This is a genomic window from Paraburkholderia sp. 2C, assembly GCF_054589215.1.
In genome coordinates this window covers 29655-45058 of sequence record NZ_BAAILL010000037.1, presented here as the reverse complement: position 1 = coordinate 45058, position 15404 = coordinate 29655, and the positions used below count along the sequence as shown (strand labels likewise).

Annotated in this window: 14 protein-coding genes and 1 pseudogene; 8 read left to right on the top strand and 7 right to left on the bottom strand. The window is 67.2% G+C overall.

The annotated features are described in order from the left end of the window. Positions 1 to 40 precede the first annotated feature (40 nt). The gene (locus ACYPXD_RS16880; protein ID WP_459713486.1) at positions 41 to 526 is read right to left on the bottom strand and encodes a CidA/LrgA family protein; all 486 of its coding nucleotides are present in this window, start codon (positions 524 to 526) and stop codon (positions 41 to 43) included. A 187-nt stretch (positions 527 to 713) separates the two neighbouring features. Here ACYPXD_RS16880 and ACYPXD_RS16875 point away from each other — a divergent pair, with 187 nt between their 5' ends. Then, entirely contained in the window at positions 714 to 1685 is a 972-nt protein-coding gene (locus ACYPXD_RS16875) for a LysR substrate-binding domain-containing protein (protein WP_459713484.1), read from the top strand. Between the two features lie 387 nt (positions 1686 to 2072). On the opposite strand, the gene ACYPXD_RS16870 is transcribed toward ACYPXD_RS16875, so the two are convergent. After that, positions 2073 to 3938 carry an ABC transporter ATP-binding protein gene (locus tag ACYPXD_RS16870; RefSeq protein ID WP_459713482.1) on the bottom strand — a complete coding sequence of 622 codons (1866 nt, stop codon included), beginning with the start codon at positions 3936 to 3938 and terminating at the stop codon, positions 2073 to 2075. A gap of 209 nt (positions 3939 to 4147) precedes the next feature. Between ACYPXD_RS16870 and ACYPXD_RS16865 the strand changes: the two genes are divergently transcribed. Continuing rightward, positions 4148 to 5842 (top strand): isovaleryl-CoA dehydrogenase, encoded by a 1695-nt coding sequence (locus ACYPXD_RS16865; RefSeq protein ID WP_459713480.1) that lies wholly within the window; start codon positions 4148 to 4150, stop codon positions 5840 to 5842. A 28-nt stretch (positions 5843 to 5870) separates the two neighbouring features. Here the strand turns inward: ACYPXD_RS16865 and ACYPXD_RS16860 are convergent, their stop codons facing one another. The 5 genes from ACYPXD_RS16860 to fliE all read right to left on the bottom strand — a co-directional run bounded on the left by ACYPXD_RS16860 (position 5871) and on the right by fliE (position 9242). Beyond that, positions 5871 to 6272: an EscU/YscU/HrcU family type III secretion system export apparatus switch protein gene (locus ACYPXD_RS16860; RefSeq protein ID WP_459713478.1), complete on the bottom strand. Its 402-nt coding sequence runs from the start codon at positions 6270 to 6272 to the stop codon at positions 5871 to 5873. Further along, entirely contained in the window at positions 6269 to 7795 is a 1527-nt protein-coding gene (gene fliK, locus ACYPXD_RS16855) for a flagellar hook-length control protein FliK (RefSeq protein WP_459713475.1), read from the bottom strand. Before fliK ends, ACYPXD_RS16860 begins: the two co-directional genes overlap by 4 nt. 189 nt (positions 7796 to 7984) lie before the next feature. Next, a complete protein-coding gene (locus ACYPXD_RS16850; protein ID WP_459713473.1) occupies positions 7985 to 8311 on the bottom strand; it encodes a flagellar protein FliT in 327 nt (108 codons plus the stop codon). Continuing rightward, the gene (gene fliS, locus ACYPXD_RS16845) at positions 8308 to 8742 is read right to left on the bottom strand and encodes a flagellar export chaperone FliS (RefSeq protein WP_459713471.1); all 435 of its coding nucleotides are present in this window, start codon (positions 8740 to 8742) and stop codon (positions 8308 to 8310) included. The genes ACYPXD_RS16850 and fliS overlap by 4 nt, the downstream gene beginning before the upstream one ends. Positions 8743 to 8909: 167 nt before the next feature. Beyond that, positions 8910 to 9242, bottom strand: a complete 333-nt coding sequence (gene fliE / locus ACYPXD_RS16840; RefSeq protein WP_459713469.1) for a flagellar hook-basal body complex protein FliE — start codon at positions 9240 to 9242, stop codon at positions 8910 to 8912. A gap of 252 nt (positions 9243 to 9494) precedes the next feature. Between fliE and fliF the strand changes: the two genes are divergently transcribed. From fliF to ACYPXD_RS16810, 6 genes and pseudogenes are all read left to right on the top strand, one after another. Then, entirely contained in the window at positions 9495 to 11309 is a 1815-nt protein-coding gene (gene fliF, locus ACYPXD_RS16835) for a flagellar basal-body MS-ring/collar protein FliF (RefSeq protein ID WP_459713467.1), read from the top strand. Continuing rightward, on the top strand, positions 11299 to 12294 hold the full coding sequence (gene fliG, locus ACYPXD_RS16830; RefSeq protein WP_134191677.1) for a flagellar motor switch protein FliG: 996 nt from the start codon (positions 11299 to 11301) through the stop codon (positions 12292 to 12294). Before fliF ends, fliG begins: the two co-directional genes overlap by 11 nt. Further along, positions 12281 to 12958 (top strand): flagellar assembly protein FliH, encoded by a 678-nt coding sequence (gene fliH / locus ACYPXD_RS16825; RefSeq protein WP_459713464.1) that lies wholly within the window; start codon positions 12281 to 12283, stop codon positions 12956 to 12958. The genes fliG and fliH overlap by 14 nt, the downstream gene beginning before the upstream one ends. Continuing rightward, positions 12952 to 14448 carry a flagellar protein export ATPase FliI gene (fliI, locus tag ACYPXD_RS16820; RefSeq protein WP_459713462.1) on the top strand — a complete coding sequence of 499 codons (1497 nt, stop codon included), beginning with the start codon at positions 12952 to 12954 and terminating at the stop codon, positions 14446 to 14448. The genes fliH and fliI overlap by 7 nt, the downstream gene beginning before the upstream one ends. Before the next feature lie 2 nt (positions 14449 to 14450). Next, entirely contained in the window at positions 14451 to 14900 is a 450-nt protein-coding gene (gene fliJ / locus ACYPXD_RS16815; protein WP_459713460.1) for a flagellar export protein FliJ, read from the top strand. Positions 14901 to 14990: 90 nt separating this feature from the next. Further along, a pseudogene (locus ACYPXD_RS16810) lies at positions 14991 to 15404 on the top strand (hypothetical protein); the annotation flags it as partial.

Below are 15404 nucleotides of genomic sequence, written 5' to 3'. Positions count from 1 at the left end.
GTAGCGGTGGTGGGGTTCAACTCAACGCGCGAGGCCGCGTTCAATCGCGGCCGACGCGGCCTGCGCGGACAGCCCGCCCCGCGCTCACCGGCACGCGACGCAGCGCCAGCCGGCGTTCGAAACGCGACGCCTGCTCGACGGCGAACGCCACCGCGACCATCACCATCAACGTGCCGCCCGCCACGACGAGCGCAAGCCGCCAGCTATCCTCGCGGAACAGCCCGCCGTACTGGACCGCCGCGACGGCTGCCGGAATAAAGAACAGCAGCAATTCGGACAGCAGCCAGTCGGCGCCCGCTTTGACCCAGCGCGGCGCGACGCCGCCGCACAGCAACGCGACGAGCAGCACGAGCAGGCCAACCACACCGCCCGGCACCGGCAAGCCGACGCGCTTCACCGCGAAGTCGGCGATAAACCAGACGCCCGCAAGCACCAGGCACTGCGCGACGATCCGCGCGACGCGCACAACCGGCTCCAGCGCACCCGATCGCGCGCTGGCGGCAAATCTCGTGACGGAAACGCTCATCGCGGCCACTCCCTGAAATTCCTTATGGTCAGACGAGTATAGGGTTATCCCTGATATAAATATAATGACTTACACTCATTCAAACCATTCCATAATGGAATCCGACGGACCCGCGCGGCACGACAGAGCGCCGTGCTTGGCCCGAGCCGGCGCCGGGTCGGGCGAAATACTTATCGGGAGCCTTATCGTGGAACTGCGTGCGCTTCGCTATTTCATCGAGGTCGTCCGGCAACAGAGCTTCACGGTCGCCGCCGAGCAGATGTACGTGACGCAGCCGACCATCAGCAAGATGGTGAAAGCGCTCGAGGACGAGATCGGCTCGCCGCTGCTGTTGCGCGACGGCCGCCAGATGGTGCTGACCGACGCGGGGCGGATCGTCTATCAGCGCGGCCAGGACGTGCTCGCCGCGCAGGCCCAGTTGCAAAAGGAACTCGACGACCTCGGCACGCTCGGGCGCGGCACGCTGACCATCGGCATTCCGCCGATGGGCGGCGCGCTTTTCACGCCGGCCATCGCCGCGTTCCGCCAGCGCTATCCGAAGGTCGAACTGAAGCTGATCGAGGAAGGTTCGCGCGCCGTCGAAGCGGCGCTGATCGACGGCGAACTCGAACTGGGCGGCGTGCTGCTGCCGGTCGATCCGGAGGAGATCGACGCACTGCCGATGACGCGCCAGCGCCTGTGGCTCGTCGCCCGCAAGGGCTCGCGCTGGGACGCGGTGAAAGAGGTGCCGCTCGCCGATCTCGCCAACGAGCCGTTCGTGTTCTACGGCGAAAGCCTCGCGCTCAACGACATCGTGCTGCGCGCATGCCGCACCGCCGGCTTTGCGCCGACCGTCGTCAGCCGCAGCGAGCATTGGGACTTTATGGTCGCGCTCGTGCTGGCGGGCGTCGGTATCGCGCTATTGCCGGCGCCGTATTGCCGCCGGCTCGATGCAGCGGAGTTCACGTGCCGGCCCGTCGTCGAGCCGGAAATTCTGTGGGAAATCGCGATCGGCTGGCGGCGCAACGGCTATCTGTCGCATGCGGCGCGCGCGTGGCTCGATGTCGCGCGCGAAACGCTGCGCGGGCAGTCCGGCGACGACTTCATGCATGCGCCCGCGCTGGGGATTGTGATGAGTGGGGTCGTGGCGCCGACGGGGCAAGGCGAGGAAAAAAAGTAAACCGATCCGGGCCCGCTGGACCAGACGTTTCAGTCGGGCCTCTTCCAGTCCGGTCCGCGGCGCGTCGGCAAAACCACATTCCTCAAGTTCGACCTCATTCCCGAGCTGGAGAAGGAGGGCGCAATCGTCATCCACGTGGACCTCCGGGCTCAGCCGCAGGCAAATCCCGATCTGGTGATCCCGGAGATTCGCAACACACTGCAGCACCTGAGCGTCTCGAATTCGGCCCTGTTCGCCAGACTGAAGGCGATCTCCCATGTGGAAGTGGGTGCTGGCGGCTTCAAATTCGGCCTCAAGCTTGATCGGCTGGGCAAGCCGGATGGGACGACATTGGCGCGGGCGATGATGGAACTCGGGCATCAACGCCGACATCGATCAACCATGACGTCACTCGAGCGCGCCGACGCCCGTGGTGGCCGCACGCCGCTCCTGACGCAGCAGCACATCGCGATAGATTCCCGCGCGCCTGCTCAGTTCACCCGGCGTGCCGTCGTCGACCAGACGGCCGTGCTGGATCACCACGATGCGGTCGAAGTTGCGCAGCGTCGACAACCGGTGCGCGATCGCCACCACGGTGCGTCCGGTCATCAGTCTGTCGAGCGCAAGCTGGATCGCCGCTTCCGATTCGCTATCGAGCGCGGACGTCGCTTCGTCCAGCAGCAGGATGGGCGCGTCCCTCAGAAATGCGCGCGCAATTGCAATACGCTGCCGCTGTCCGCCGGAAAGACGCGCGCCGCGCTCGCCGACCACCGTCTCGAGCCCCTCCGGCAACGAACGGATCAAGTCCAGGCAATTCGCGCGCTCGCAGGCCTGCAACACTTCGTATTCGGTCGCATCGGGCTTGCCGTAACGAATGTTCTCGAGCAGCGTCCGGTTGAACAGCGAGATGTCCTGCGGCACGACCGCAATCGCCTCGCGCAGGCTGGCAAGACTCACATCGGCAAGCCGCTGGCCTGAAATCGCCACCGCGCCCGCCCCCCTCGGCGGATCGAACGAACGCTGCAGCAGCGCGAGGATCGTGGTCTTTCCCGCACCGGACGGACCGACAAGGCCGACGCGCTGCCCCGCATCGATATGCATGCTGAAGTGGTCGAGCACCGGCCGGCGGCCCGGATACGCGAACGTGACGTTTTCGAAGTCGATATTCGCGTCGCGGACCTGCAACGCCGGGGTGCCGATCGGCTCATCCATCTCGCGTGGCACGAGCAGTGCCTGTGCCGCTTCGGCAAGCCGCGATACATGCTGCGTCACGTCGACGAGCGCGACCGCGAGATCGCGTGTGCCGTGCAGGATCGCAAACCCCAGCGAGCTGACCAGCACGACATCGCCGGTCGTCGCGCGCCCTTCGGTCCACAATAGCAACACCCATCCGAGCAGCCCTGCCGACAGCAGCGCCGTTGCGCCCGCATGCAGCAGGCGCAGCTTTTCGAGGTAGCGCAAGCTCGTCTGACGCGACGCCATCTCGCCGTGCAGAATCGAGTCGAGCCGCTCGCTCTCGCGTTGCGTCGCAACGAACATCCTGACGGTCGCCATATTGCCGATCACGTCGACGAGTTCGCCGTCGACCGATGCCGCATCGGACGCGAAGCGCATATGTTTGCTGGTTCCCTTCCTGGCGAGCCAGAACAGCACAGCCGCCATCAGGACGGAAATGAAAAACAGCGACAGCGCCATCCACGCATTCACCCATGCGAGAAGGCCGATCGCACCGAGCACCGATAACAACGGCGGCAGCGCGACCCACGCGACCGTGTTCTCGATCGAAAACACGGCGTTGGCGGTGGCCGATACGCGGCTTGCCAGCATGCCGGGCCGAACCTCGGAAAAATAGGTTGAAGAATGGCCGGTCACATAGCCGAACAGCTGACGCCGCACGTCGCCCGTCACCGCGACGAAGGTGCGCACGCTGATCCAGCCCGACACGCGCCAGAACAGGTTGTCGGCAAATAGCAGCACGACGATCACCACAAATGCGGCGACAACGCCGGCCGGATGAGCGCGCCCGTGAGGCAACGCGTCGATCAGGTTCCTGATCGCAAACTGCGACGCGAGCGAGCAGCCGACCGCCGCCACAATGCCCAGCAGAACGAACGCATGCGCAAGCGGGCGGCGGCCGACATATTGCAGCAGCAGCAAGATCGGCTTTCCCGCGTAGCGCGCGAGCGTTTTCGCACGGCGGCCCCGCGTGCGTGCTGCGCGCGGGTCGTCTGCCGCGTTGGGATTCGCACTGCCCATTCCGAGGCTTTCGGTCATCGCTGGACGGCTCCTGGTTTAGCGATTTCGCACGCGCGCGCGCACCGGTGCACGACGGCGCCCGGCCGCCTGCGTCCTCACCCGTAGCAAGCCGCTCGCCTGACGCGTCGCCTTCGCGATGCCGCCCCGTTGTTCCGAAAAATCACCACGGCGGCACGGGCCGCGCGACAATCGACAACGCTCGCCCACGTTGCAGACGGAGACCTCTGATGGAAACATCCGGACCCGGCAGCACGCACGAAGTGACAAACCAGGTACCGCTCCTCACCGGTTACAACCTGTTCACGAGCGACACGGCGCTGGTCGCCGCCGTCGAGCGCGAGGGCGCCGGCTGGCATGGCGCCGCGCTCGAACGCGATGGCGCGGCGCTCAGTGCGCCCGACGTACTCGCGCTCGGCGAACTCGCGAACCGCCACACACCCGAACTGATGACGTTCAGCCCGCGCGGCGAACGCATCGATGCGCTCGAATTCCATCCGGCATGGCACACGTTACTGGCGCAACTGCGCGGCGCAGGCGTGCACGCGCTGCCGTTTTCCGATCCGCAGCCGGGCGCAATGGTGGCGCGTTGCGCGGCCTATCTGCTGCATTCGCAGGTCGAAGCGGGCGCGTTATGCCCGATCACGATGACCTTCGCGAGCATCCCCGTGCTGCAACGGGAACCGCAACTCTTTGCCGCGCTGCGCGACCGGCTTTACACGCGCGAGCACGATCCGCGCGACCTGCCGCTGGCGCAGAAAAAATCGATGATGATCGGCATGGGCATGACCGAGAAACAGGGCGGCTCGGATGTGCGCAGCAACCGCACGCACGCATTTGCCACATCAGGGGCAAGCGGCTCGGGCCGCGGCGGCGACTATCGGCTGGTCGGTCACAAGTGGTTCTTTTCGGCGCCGCAGTGCGATGCGCATCTGGTGCTTGCGCGTACCGACGACCACGAGGGCGTGTCGTGCTTTTTCGTGCCGCGCTTCACCCCCGACGGCGGCAAGAACGCCGTCCACATCCAGCGTTTGAAGAACAAGCTCGGCAACCGCTCGAATGCGAGCAGCGAAGTCGAATTCTTCGATGCCTACGGGGTGATGGTCGGCGACGAGGGGCGTGGCGTGCCGACCATCATCGAAATGGCGAACTACACGCGCCTCGATTGCGCGCTCGGCAGTGCCGCGCTCATGCGCGCGGCGCTCGTGCAGGCGATCCATCACACGCGGCATCGCAGCGCATTCGGCCGGCTGCTGGCCGATCAGCCGCTGATGCGCAACGTGCTGGCCGACCTCTCGCTCGAATCGGAAGCGGCGACCGTGCTCGTCATGCGGCTTGCACGCGCGTTCGAAGACTCGACGGGCACGCTCGAGGAACGCGCGTGGCGGCGCCTCGTCACACCGGCCGCGAAATACTGGATCTGCAAGCGCGCACTCGAATTCACCGGCGAAGCGATGGAAGTCTGGGGCGGCAACGGTTACGTCGAAGAAGGGCCGATGGCGCGCTTTTATCGCGAGGCGCCGGTCAATTCGATCTGGGAAGGATCGGGCAACGTGATGTGTCTCGACGTGCTGCGCGCGCTCGAAAAAGAACCGGAAGCGGCGCAGGCGCTGCTGACGCAATGGCGCGGCGTCGCGCAGCAGCATGCGGCGCGCGCTTCGGCACTTCCGGCCGCGCTCGACCGGCTGCTCGCGACGCTCGCGGCATCGCCCGATACGCGCGAAGCCGCCGCGCGCCGCATCGCGCAGCAACTGGTGCTGATCGCGCAGGCGGTGCTGCTGGTGCAGCATGCGCCGCCGCTCGTCGCCGATGCGTTTATCGCGACGCGAATCGCGGACGGTTGCGGCGACAGTGGGCGCGTCTATGGGACGCTGCCGGCCGCGCTCGACCATGCGGCGCTCGCCGAGCGCGCCTTTGCGGGATGAGCGAAATCGCGCGCGACGGCTGCGACGGCTACTTCAACCATCGCGTCGGCGGCACATCGCCGCGCGGCAAACGCGCGGCCGCCGCATCGACAGCCGGATCGGCCGGATCCGGCACGTCGATCGTCACGTCGCCGTCGGCGGCTTGCGCCGCATCGGTCGCATCGGCCGCACCGCTTTCGAGCCGGTGCAGCCACGCAAGCAGTTCCGCGACCGCCGCGTAAAGCTGCGGCGGAATCCGCGAGTCGAGGTCGACCTGCATCAGCAGCGACACCATCTCGGGCGCCTCGTGCACATAGAGGCCCGCTTCTTTCGCGCGCTGCACGATCATGTCCGCGACGAGCCCATAGCCCTTCGCGACGACGCGCGGCGCTCCCGGCTGCTGGTCGTCGTAGGACAGTGCTGCGGCGCTTCGGCGGGTCGTGCGGCTCAAAGCGGAACGTCTCCGTCGAAGAGATCGAACGGCGGCCGGTCGCCATGGCTGCCGGCCTGCACTTCGCCCGCGGCGCCAGCGGTATTGGCCGCGGCAGCCGCGGCGGCACGCGCGTAAGCCGCCGCTGCGGCCTGCATCGAAGGCGCGCCGGTCCAGCCGGCCGGCCGGCCGGCGGCGCCTTCGTCAGGGCCGCCAGCGATCTCGCGAATCGCCAGCGCATGGAGCGCAATGCCGACTGCCGCGAGCCGCTGCCTGAACGATTCGCCCTGCGCCGCGAGCCGCGCGGCGCCCGACGGGCTCGCCTGCACGCGCGCGGTCAGTTGCATGCCGACGAGCGTGAGGTCCGCGTCGACCGTGCCGAGCACCGGCAACGACAACGTGAGCCGTGTGCGCCACGGATGCAGCGTTTCGGAGCCGGGTGCGTCGGCATCGCCGCCGCGCGACCAGCGGTCGCCGCGCTCTTCGATCGTCCAGTCGAGACGCGCGCCCGGCCACGCCTCGCCGCTCCAGCGGAATTCGCCGGTCGCCAGCAGATCGAGCTGCTGGCGTACGAGCGTGACCGTCGCCGGATGCACCGACGACGCCATCATCTGTGTCGAAAGCTGGGCCTGCGATGCATTTGCCTGGGCGTTGGGCTGGCCGCCATTCACCCCGGCGTTCGCATTACCGGCCTGCGTGCCGTCGCGCGCGGATGCCGCCCCGGCGCCGAACGCGTCTTCGGCAAATTCCTGCACAGCCGCCGCGAAGCGCGCCGTCATCGGCATCGGATTGCCCTGCGCCTCGCGCGCCGAACCGGCGTTCGGCTGGGTGGCGCCGCTGCCTTGCTGCGCGGCCCCCCCGCGCCACCACGGCGCGATCCCGGCATCGTCGGCGGCGCCCTCGTCGAGGGTCCAGTCGAGCGGCATCTGCGCGCTTTCGAGCACCAGCCGGTTCTGCGGCTCGTCGAATAGCGACGCGGGCGGGCGCTGCCCGCTGAGCCACTGCGCAAGATGCGATTCGTAGAAAAGTCCGCTTTCGCCGACCGTCTGGCGCAGTGCCGCCGCCAGCGCGTCGACCGGCACGGTGACCGCCGACGGCGTGACGCCCGCTGCGCCTTGCGCCGCGCCTGCTTCGGTATCGGCCTCGGTCTGCGCAGCCGCGGCAGCCGCGCCGCCCGCATTCGCCGGCGCCGCGTTGCCGCTTGCCTCGCCCGTTTGCGCGCCGCCCGCCGGCGCGCCACCGCCGTCGTCGAGCGCCGGCACGACCGGCCAGATCGGCCACTGGCCGACCAGCGACGGCGTCGCGTCGCCGCCCGAGCGCATGATCGCGTCGAGCGTCAGCGCAATGCGCGACAGGATGGTTTGAGCGGAGGCTTGCGGCTGGTTAGCGAGTAACGATACCGGTGTGCCGGAGGTCGGCGTATCGACGGTCAGTGCCGACGTACCCGTTTGCGCCGTCGTGGCGTTGCTGCGCGAAGCGATCGACAACAGGCTGTCGACGCGGCTCGCGAGCAGCGCAGCTACGGCCGTGTCGATGTTGGTCATGCATCCTTCCTGTCGTCGCTCGGCAAAAAACAGAAATTAGAAACAAAAACCCGGAACTGGCCGGTGCGCAAACGAAGTGCACCGGGTCAGCGCGAAGAAATCGCGCACGTTAGTTTTGTAAAAGCAGCGTGCACAAAAAAGCAGCAGGCAAACCGCCGCCGGCGTACGTGCGCCGGCGGCTGGCCTGTCTCACCGCGCCCCGTAGATCTCTTTCAGTACCTTCGCCGTACGGCCCGCAAACAGCGCGGACAGCTTCGCAAGACGCGGATTCGCGAGTTCGCGGATCGCGGCGTCGTTGGCGAGGATTTCACGAATCAGCTCGTATTTGCGGCCGCGCTCGTCGTCGTCGAGATGCACGCCCACTTCAGCTTCCTTAAGACTGTCAACCAGATTGCGGTACTCGTTCTGCATGTGAGCCAGTTCGCCCCACAGCGCATCGCGGGCGGCCGTCAACATCCGGCACGATATTGCCGCGATCGCCTCATAGCGGGCGAAGTATTCCTGATTTGCAGTCATCTCACCGCTTCCGCGGATACCTGTGCAGCCATCCGCGCCACTTCCGGCCCAATACCCGTCCATGCTTCCTCGATCGTTGCGAGCAGTCCATCGACTTCGATCAGCATCGCTTCGTTGCTTTTGATATTCGCTTCCAGCAAGCGTCTCGCCATATAGCCGTACAGCGCGTCGAGCCGCGCGGCGACTTCGCCGCCCGCGTTGCGGTCGAGCGACGCCTGGAGACCGCTCTCGATGATCCGGATCGCCTTGCCGATCGTTTCGCCGCGGCGGCCGACGTCGCCATGCTGCAAATGGAAACGCGCCTGCGCGATCGCCTGGCGCGCGCCCTGGAACAGCATCGCGATCAGACGATGCGGACTTGCGCCCATCACCCCTGTCTCGTTGCCCACGCGTGCGTAAGCGTTGGCTCCGGCATGCCCTGGGGAAAACATCGGCGCTCCTCCTGTGTGATGCGCGCTGCGCTTGGATCAGACAAAGCCAGCCCCGCCGCTCCCGCGTTTCGCAAGTGCGGTGACTGTGTGTCCGTGTTATCGGACAGTCAGAACAAAGCTTTAGGGTGCCGAAGCGTGGACTGACTGACGCGCGCGCGAGAGGCCCGTTACACCTGCATCTGCATGATGTCGTTGTAGGCGGAGACGAGCTTGTTGCGCACCTGCAGCGCGAACTGGAAGCCGATACCGGCCTTCTGGCCGTCGATCATGACGTCGTTCAGCGACACATTCGGCGCCCCGACTTCGAACGCCTTCGCCTCGCCGTCGGCTGCGATCTGGTCGTTGCTGACCTTGTCGAGCGAGGACTTGAGCGCGGCGCCGAAACTGCCGGCATACGCGCCGCCGGCTTGCGCGCCCGACGCGGCGGGGTCGCCGGCCGCTTCCGATGCCATCGACTGGATTTGCTGCAGCGCGGAAGTAAGCGGATTCGCGACGGTCATGATTTCTCCAGGAAGGAAGAAGAACCGGCTGCGCGAGCCACCGTCGGCCGCCATACCGGATTGACGGGAAGCATAAACGGCGGCGTCTTACAGACAGTCGCGAAACTAGGGGGAAAACCCTCTTCTATTCGGCCAATCGGCTTGCATCCCGGGGTGGAAAATGCGCATCGTGAAAGTCTCTGTCCGCGCGCCCGATGCCAATGGCGCGGCCCCCGCGGTCGAGACTCTGGGCACCCCGGAGAACCCCGACGCATGGATTCGTCAGCCAATTCCTTGATTAACCCCGAAAGCCGCAGCATGGGCCTCGCGAACGCGCAGCCCGCCGCGGGCACGGCGGGCGCCGCTGCTGGCCAGTCGGCCGGCGCGGCCGACCTTGGCGGCCTCGGCGGCAATTTCGCGCAACGGCTGTCGTCGTTCCCGTCGTCGATTACGCAAATGCGCGGCAACCCGCGCGCGCCGCTGATCGTCGCGCTCGCGGTGCTGATCGCGGTCGTGGTCGGCCTCGTCCTGTGGTCGCGCGCCCCCCAGTACAAGGTGCTGTACAGCAACCTGTCGGACCGCGACGGCGGCGCGATCGTCGCGGCGCTGCAACAGGCCAATATCCCGTACAAGCTGTCCGAAGGCGGCGGCGCCATCATGGTGCCGGCCGACCAGGTGCATGAAACGCGCATGCGCCTCGCGCAGCAGGGCTTGCCGAAAAGCGGTTCGGTGGGCTTCGAACTGCTCGACAACCAGAAATTCGGCATCAGCCAGTTCGCCGAGCAGGTGAACTACCAGCGCGCGCTCGAAGGCGAGCTCGAACGCACCATCCAGTCGATTTCGACCGTGCAGTCGGCACGCGTGCATCTGGCCATTCCGAAGCAGTCCGTGTTCGTGCGCGACGCCGAGCCGCCGTCCGCGTCGGTGATGGTCGACCTGTACCCGGGCCGCGTGCTCGACGAAGGCCAGGTGAACGCGATCACGCATATGGTCGCCTCCGCCGTGCCGCAGCTGTCGCCGCGCAACGTGACGATCGTCGACCAGGACGGCAACCTGCTGACGCAGCCGAGCGCCGGCACCGGCCTCGACGCCACGCAGCTCAAATATGTGAAGCAGGTCGAGCGCGACACGCAGCAGCGCATCGACGCGATCCTCGCGCCGCTGTTCGGCGCCGGCAACGCGCACTCGCAGGTCAGCGCCGACATCGACTTCTCGAAGACCGAGCAGACCGCCGAAACCTACCAGCCGAACGGCGGCAACCCGAGCCAGGCGGCGATCCGCAGCCAGCAGTCGACCAGCGACACGCAGATGCAGCAGGCGGGCGCGTCGGGCGTGCCGGGCGCACTGTCGAACCAGCCGCCGCAGGCGACGCAGGCGCCGATCGACGCGCCGAACGGCGCCAGCGGCGCGACGCCGCCCACGCCGATCAGCGACCACAAGGATTCGACGACGAACTACGAGCTCGACAAGACCGTGCGCCACTTCCAGCAAGGCGGCGGCGGCATCAAACGGCTGTCGGTCGCGGTGGTCGTGAACTACCTGCCGCACACCGACGCGAAGGGTCACACGACGCAGCAGGCGCTGCCGGCCGACAAGCTCGCGCAGGTCGAACAGCTCGTGAAGGATGCGATGGGCTTCGATGCGAAGCGCGGCGACTCGGTCAACGTGGTCAACAGCCTGTTCACGCTGCCGGTCGACCCGAACGCGAACCTGCCGTGGTGGCGCCAGCCGGACATGATCGCGCTCGGCAAGCAGATTGCGACGTATCTCGGCATCGCCGCCGTCGCGCTGTTCCTCTACTTCGTGATGGTGAAGCCGGCGCTGCGCCGCGCGTTCCCGCCGCCGGTCGAACAGACGCAAAGCGCCGGGGCGCTCGCATCGTCGTCGGACGAGCCGATGCTGCTCGACGGCGTGCCGGCCTCCGAGCGGGCCGGGGTCGAAGAAGGCGGGTCCGACGCGGCGCTGCTCGCCTTCGAAAACGAGAAGCACCGATTCGAAAAGAATCTCGAGTACGCGCGCCAGATCGCGCGCCAGGATCCGAAGATCGTCGCAACCGTCGTCAAGAACTGGGTGTCCGATGAACGCTGAAGGCATAACCAAGAGCGCGCTGCTGCTGATGTCGATCGGCGAGGAAGAGGCGGCGCAGGTATTCAAGTTCCTCGGCCCGCGCGAGGTGCAGAAGATCGGCGTGGCGATGGCCGCGCTGCGTAACGTCACGCGCGAGCAGGTCGACGAAGTGCTGCAGGAATTCGCGCGCGAAGCCGAGCAGCACACGGCCCTCTCGCTCGATTCGAGCGACTACATCCGCTCGGTGCTGACGAAGGCGCTCGGCGAGGACAAGGCCGGCGCGATCATCGACCGGATCCTGCAGGGCAGCGACACGAGCGGCATCGAAGGCCTCAAGTGGATGGATTCGGCGGCCGTCGCCGAACTGATCAAGAACGAACACCCGCAGATCATCGCGACGATTCTCGTGCACCTCGACCGCGATCAGGCGTCGGAAATCTCCGCCTGCTTCACGGAGCGCCTGCGCAACGACGTGCTGCTGCGGATCGCGACGCTCGACGGCATCCAGCCGGCCGCGCTGCGCGAACTCGACGATGTGCTGACGGGCCTGCTGTCCGGCAGCGACAACCTCAAGCGCAGCCCGATGGGCGGCATCCGCACGGCGGCGGAAATCCTCAACTTCATGCCGAGCAACCACGAGGAATCGGTGCTCGAAAACGTGCGCCAGTACGACGCGGAACTCGCGCAGAAGATCATCGACCAGATGTTCGTGTTCGAGAACCTGCTCGATCTCGAAGACCGCGCAATCCAGCTGCTGCTGAAGGAAGTCGAATCGGAAGCGCTGATCATCTCGCTGAAGGGTGCGCAGCCGGCGCTGCGGCAGAAGTTCCTGTCGAACATGTCGCAGCGCGCGGCCGAACTGCTCGCCGAAGACCTCGATGCGCGCGGCCCGGTGCGGGTGTCCGAGGTCGAGACGCAGCAGCGGCGCATCCTGCAGATCGTGCGCAACCTGGCCGAGAGCGGCCAGATCGTGATCGGCGGCAAGGCGGAAGATGCATATGTCTGAACGTGAGCCCGCGCGCAGCAGCGACACGCTGTCCGCGTATCAGCGGTGGGAGATGGCATCGTTCGATCCGGTGCCGGAACCCGATCCCGTTGAAGAACGCGACATCGAGGCCGAGATTCAGCTGCTTCGCGACGCTGCGCATGCCGAGGGGGTCGCGTCGGGCCATGTGGCCGGACAGGCGCTCGGCTATCAGGCGGGCTACGAGCAGGGACACGCAAAGGGCGTCGAACAGGGACGCGCCGAAGCGCGCAAGGAAGCCGAACGCGTGATCGCGATCGCCGATTCCTTTATGGGCGCGCTCGGCGCCGCGCAAAGCGAAGTGGCCGAAACGCTGGTCGCGCTCGCGCTCGATATCGCGCAGCAGGTCGTGCGCCAGCATGTGCAGCACGATCCGACTGCGCTGCTCGCCGCGGCGCGCGAAGTGATCGCGGCCGAGCCGGCGCTGTCCGGCGCGCCGCATCTGATCGTGAGCCCGGCGGATCTGCCGATCGTCGAGGCGTATCTGATGGACGAACTGCGTGCGCGCGGCTGGAACGTGCGCACCGATCCCGCGATCGAGCGCGGCGGCTGCCGCGCGCAGGCCGCGACCGGCGAAGTGGACGCGACCATCGGCACGCGCTGGGAGCGCGTCGCGGCCGCGCTCGGCAAGGTGAGCACATGGTGACGCCGACGCTCGACGACATCCACACGAGCGATCTCACGCCGCTCGAGCGCGAGATCGCGCTGGCGTCGGTCGGGTCGAATCCGCCGCACGCGCGGCCGGCCGTCGCCGCGGACAACCCGCATTTACAGGCATGGCGCCAGCGCCTCGACGGGCTGCGCGAGCGCAATGCGATCGCGAAACCGCTGCGCGCCTGCGGGCGCCTGACCCGCGCGGCCGGTCTCGTGCTCGAAGCGGTCGGGCTGCGGCTTTCGGTCGGCTCCGAAGTGATGATCGAGCTGCCGCCCGGCAGCACGCTGCCGATGGCCGAAGCCGAAGTGGTCGGCTTCAACGGCGATCGTCTGTTTCTGATGCCGACCACCGAAGTGCACGGCCTGCTGCCCGGCGCACGCGTCTATCCGCTCGAATCCGCCCCGGTCGAAGACCCGATGTCGGGCGCCAAGCGCCTGCCGGTCGGCTGGGGGCTGCTCGGCCGCGTGCTGGACGCGTCGGGCAAGCCGCTCGACGATCTCGGCCCGCTCGCCGCCGCCGACGACGCGCCGCTGACCGCGCCGACCATCAACCCGCTGCACCGCGAGCCGATTCATAAAGTGCTCGACGTCGGCGTGCGCGCGATCAACGGCTTGCTGACCGTCGGCCGCGGCCAGCGCATGGGCCTGTTCGCGGGCTCCGGCGTCGGCAAGTCGGTGCTGCTCGGCACGATGGCGCGCTACACGAGCGCCGAAGTGATCGTGATCGGTCTGATCGGCGAACGCGGCCGCGAAGTGAAGGAATTCATCGAGCAGATTCTCGGCAAGGAAGGGCTCGCGCGCTCGGTCGTCGTCGCGGCGCCGGCCGACGTCTCGCCGCTGCTGCGGATGCAGGCCGCCGCGTACACCACGTCGCTCGCCGAATATTTCCGCGACCAGGGCAAGCACGTGCTGATGCTGATGGACTCGCTGACGCGCTACGCGATGGCGCAGCGCGAGATCGCGCTGGCGGTCGGCGAGCCGCCGGCCACCAAGGGCTACCCGCCGTCGGTGTTCGCCAAGCTGCCCGCGCTCGTCGAGCGCACCGGCAACGGACCCGAGGGCGGCGGTTCGATCACCGCGTTCTACACGGTGCTGACCGAAGGCGACGACCAGCAAGACCCGATCGCCGACTCGGCGCGCGCGATTCTCGACGGCCATATCGTGCTGTCGCGCGCGCTCGCCGAAGCGGGGCACTACCCGGCGATCGACATCGAAGCGTCGATCAGCCGCGCGATGACCGCGCTCATCGACGACAAGCATCTGGAAAAAACCCGCATGTTCAAGCAGATGCTGTCGCGCTACCAGCGCAACCGCGATCTGATCAATGTCGGCGCCTATTCGAGCGGGCGCGATGCGCTGCTCGACCGGGCGATCGCGCTGTATCCCCGCATCGAGGCGTTCCTGCAGCAAGGCTATCGCGAATGCGCGCCATTCGACGCGAGCCTGCAGGCGCTTGGCGCGCTGTTCAACGAAGGAGGCTGAAGATGGCGGACCCTACCCCGCTGCAGATGCTGATCGAGCTGGCTCAGGACGAACTCGACGCCGCCGCGCAGCGCCTCGGGCGTGCGCAGCGCGAGCGCAACGATATCGAAACGCAGCTGAACGCGCTGATCGAGTACCGCAACGAGTACTACACGCGCTTTACGACGTCCGCGCAGCTCGGTATGGCGGCCGGCAATATGCGCAACTTCCAGGCGTTTATCGACACGCTCGATGCGGCGATCGAACAGCAGCGCCGCCAGCTCGCCGCCGCCACGGCCCGCGTCGAAGCGGCGAAGCCCGAGTGGCAGAAGCAGAAGCAGAAGCTCGGCTCGTATGAAGTGCTGCAGGCGCGGGGCGATGCCGCTGAAGCGCGCAAGGTCGCGCGGCGCGAACAGAAGGACGCCGACGAGTTCGGCGCACGGATTTTGAGGATGCGTGCCGGCAACGCGTGACACGCTGCCGGATTTTGTGGACCTGGTTTGAATATCGCCCGCCATCCCCGACACAGGTCGGGACACGGGCTTTGAACGACGGGAAACATCATGTCGAGAATTTCACTGATCGATTCGATGCTGTCCGCGCAAGGCGCGGCAGTGTCAAACTCCGCCAGCGCAGGTAGCGCGAACCTTTTTGCGCAGACGCTGCAGCAAAGCATCGCCGCGCAGATCAACGCAGCGACCCCGCCGGCGCCTGCCCAGCAGCAGCCGGCCGCGCAGCCTCCGGCCGCGTCCAATGCGTCGAGCGCGTCCAGCTCGCAGCCGCAGCAGAACAACGGCGCGGACAATGCCAACGCGTCGAACGGCACCGTCCATCCGGGCGACAGCGCTCAGGCGTCGCAACCGGCGCAGCCGGGTTCGTCGCAGGATGCATCGTCGACGAAGTCTTCGTCGTCGTCGACGGACAACAGCGCGCAGCAGGCCGGCAACGCGGACAACGACAAGGCCGGCGACGCGAAT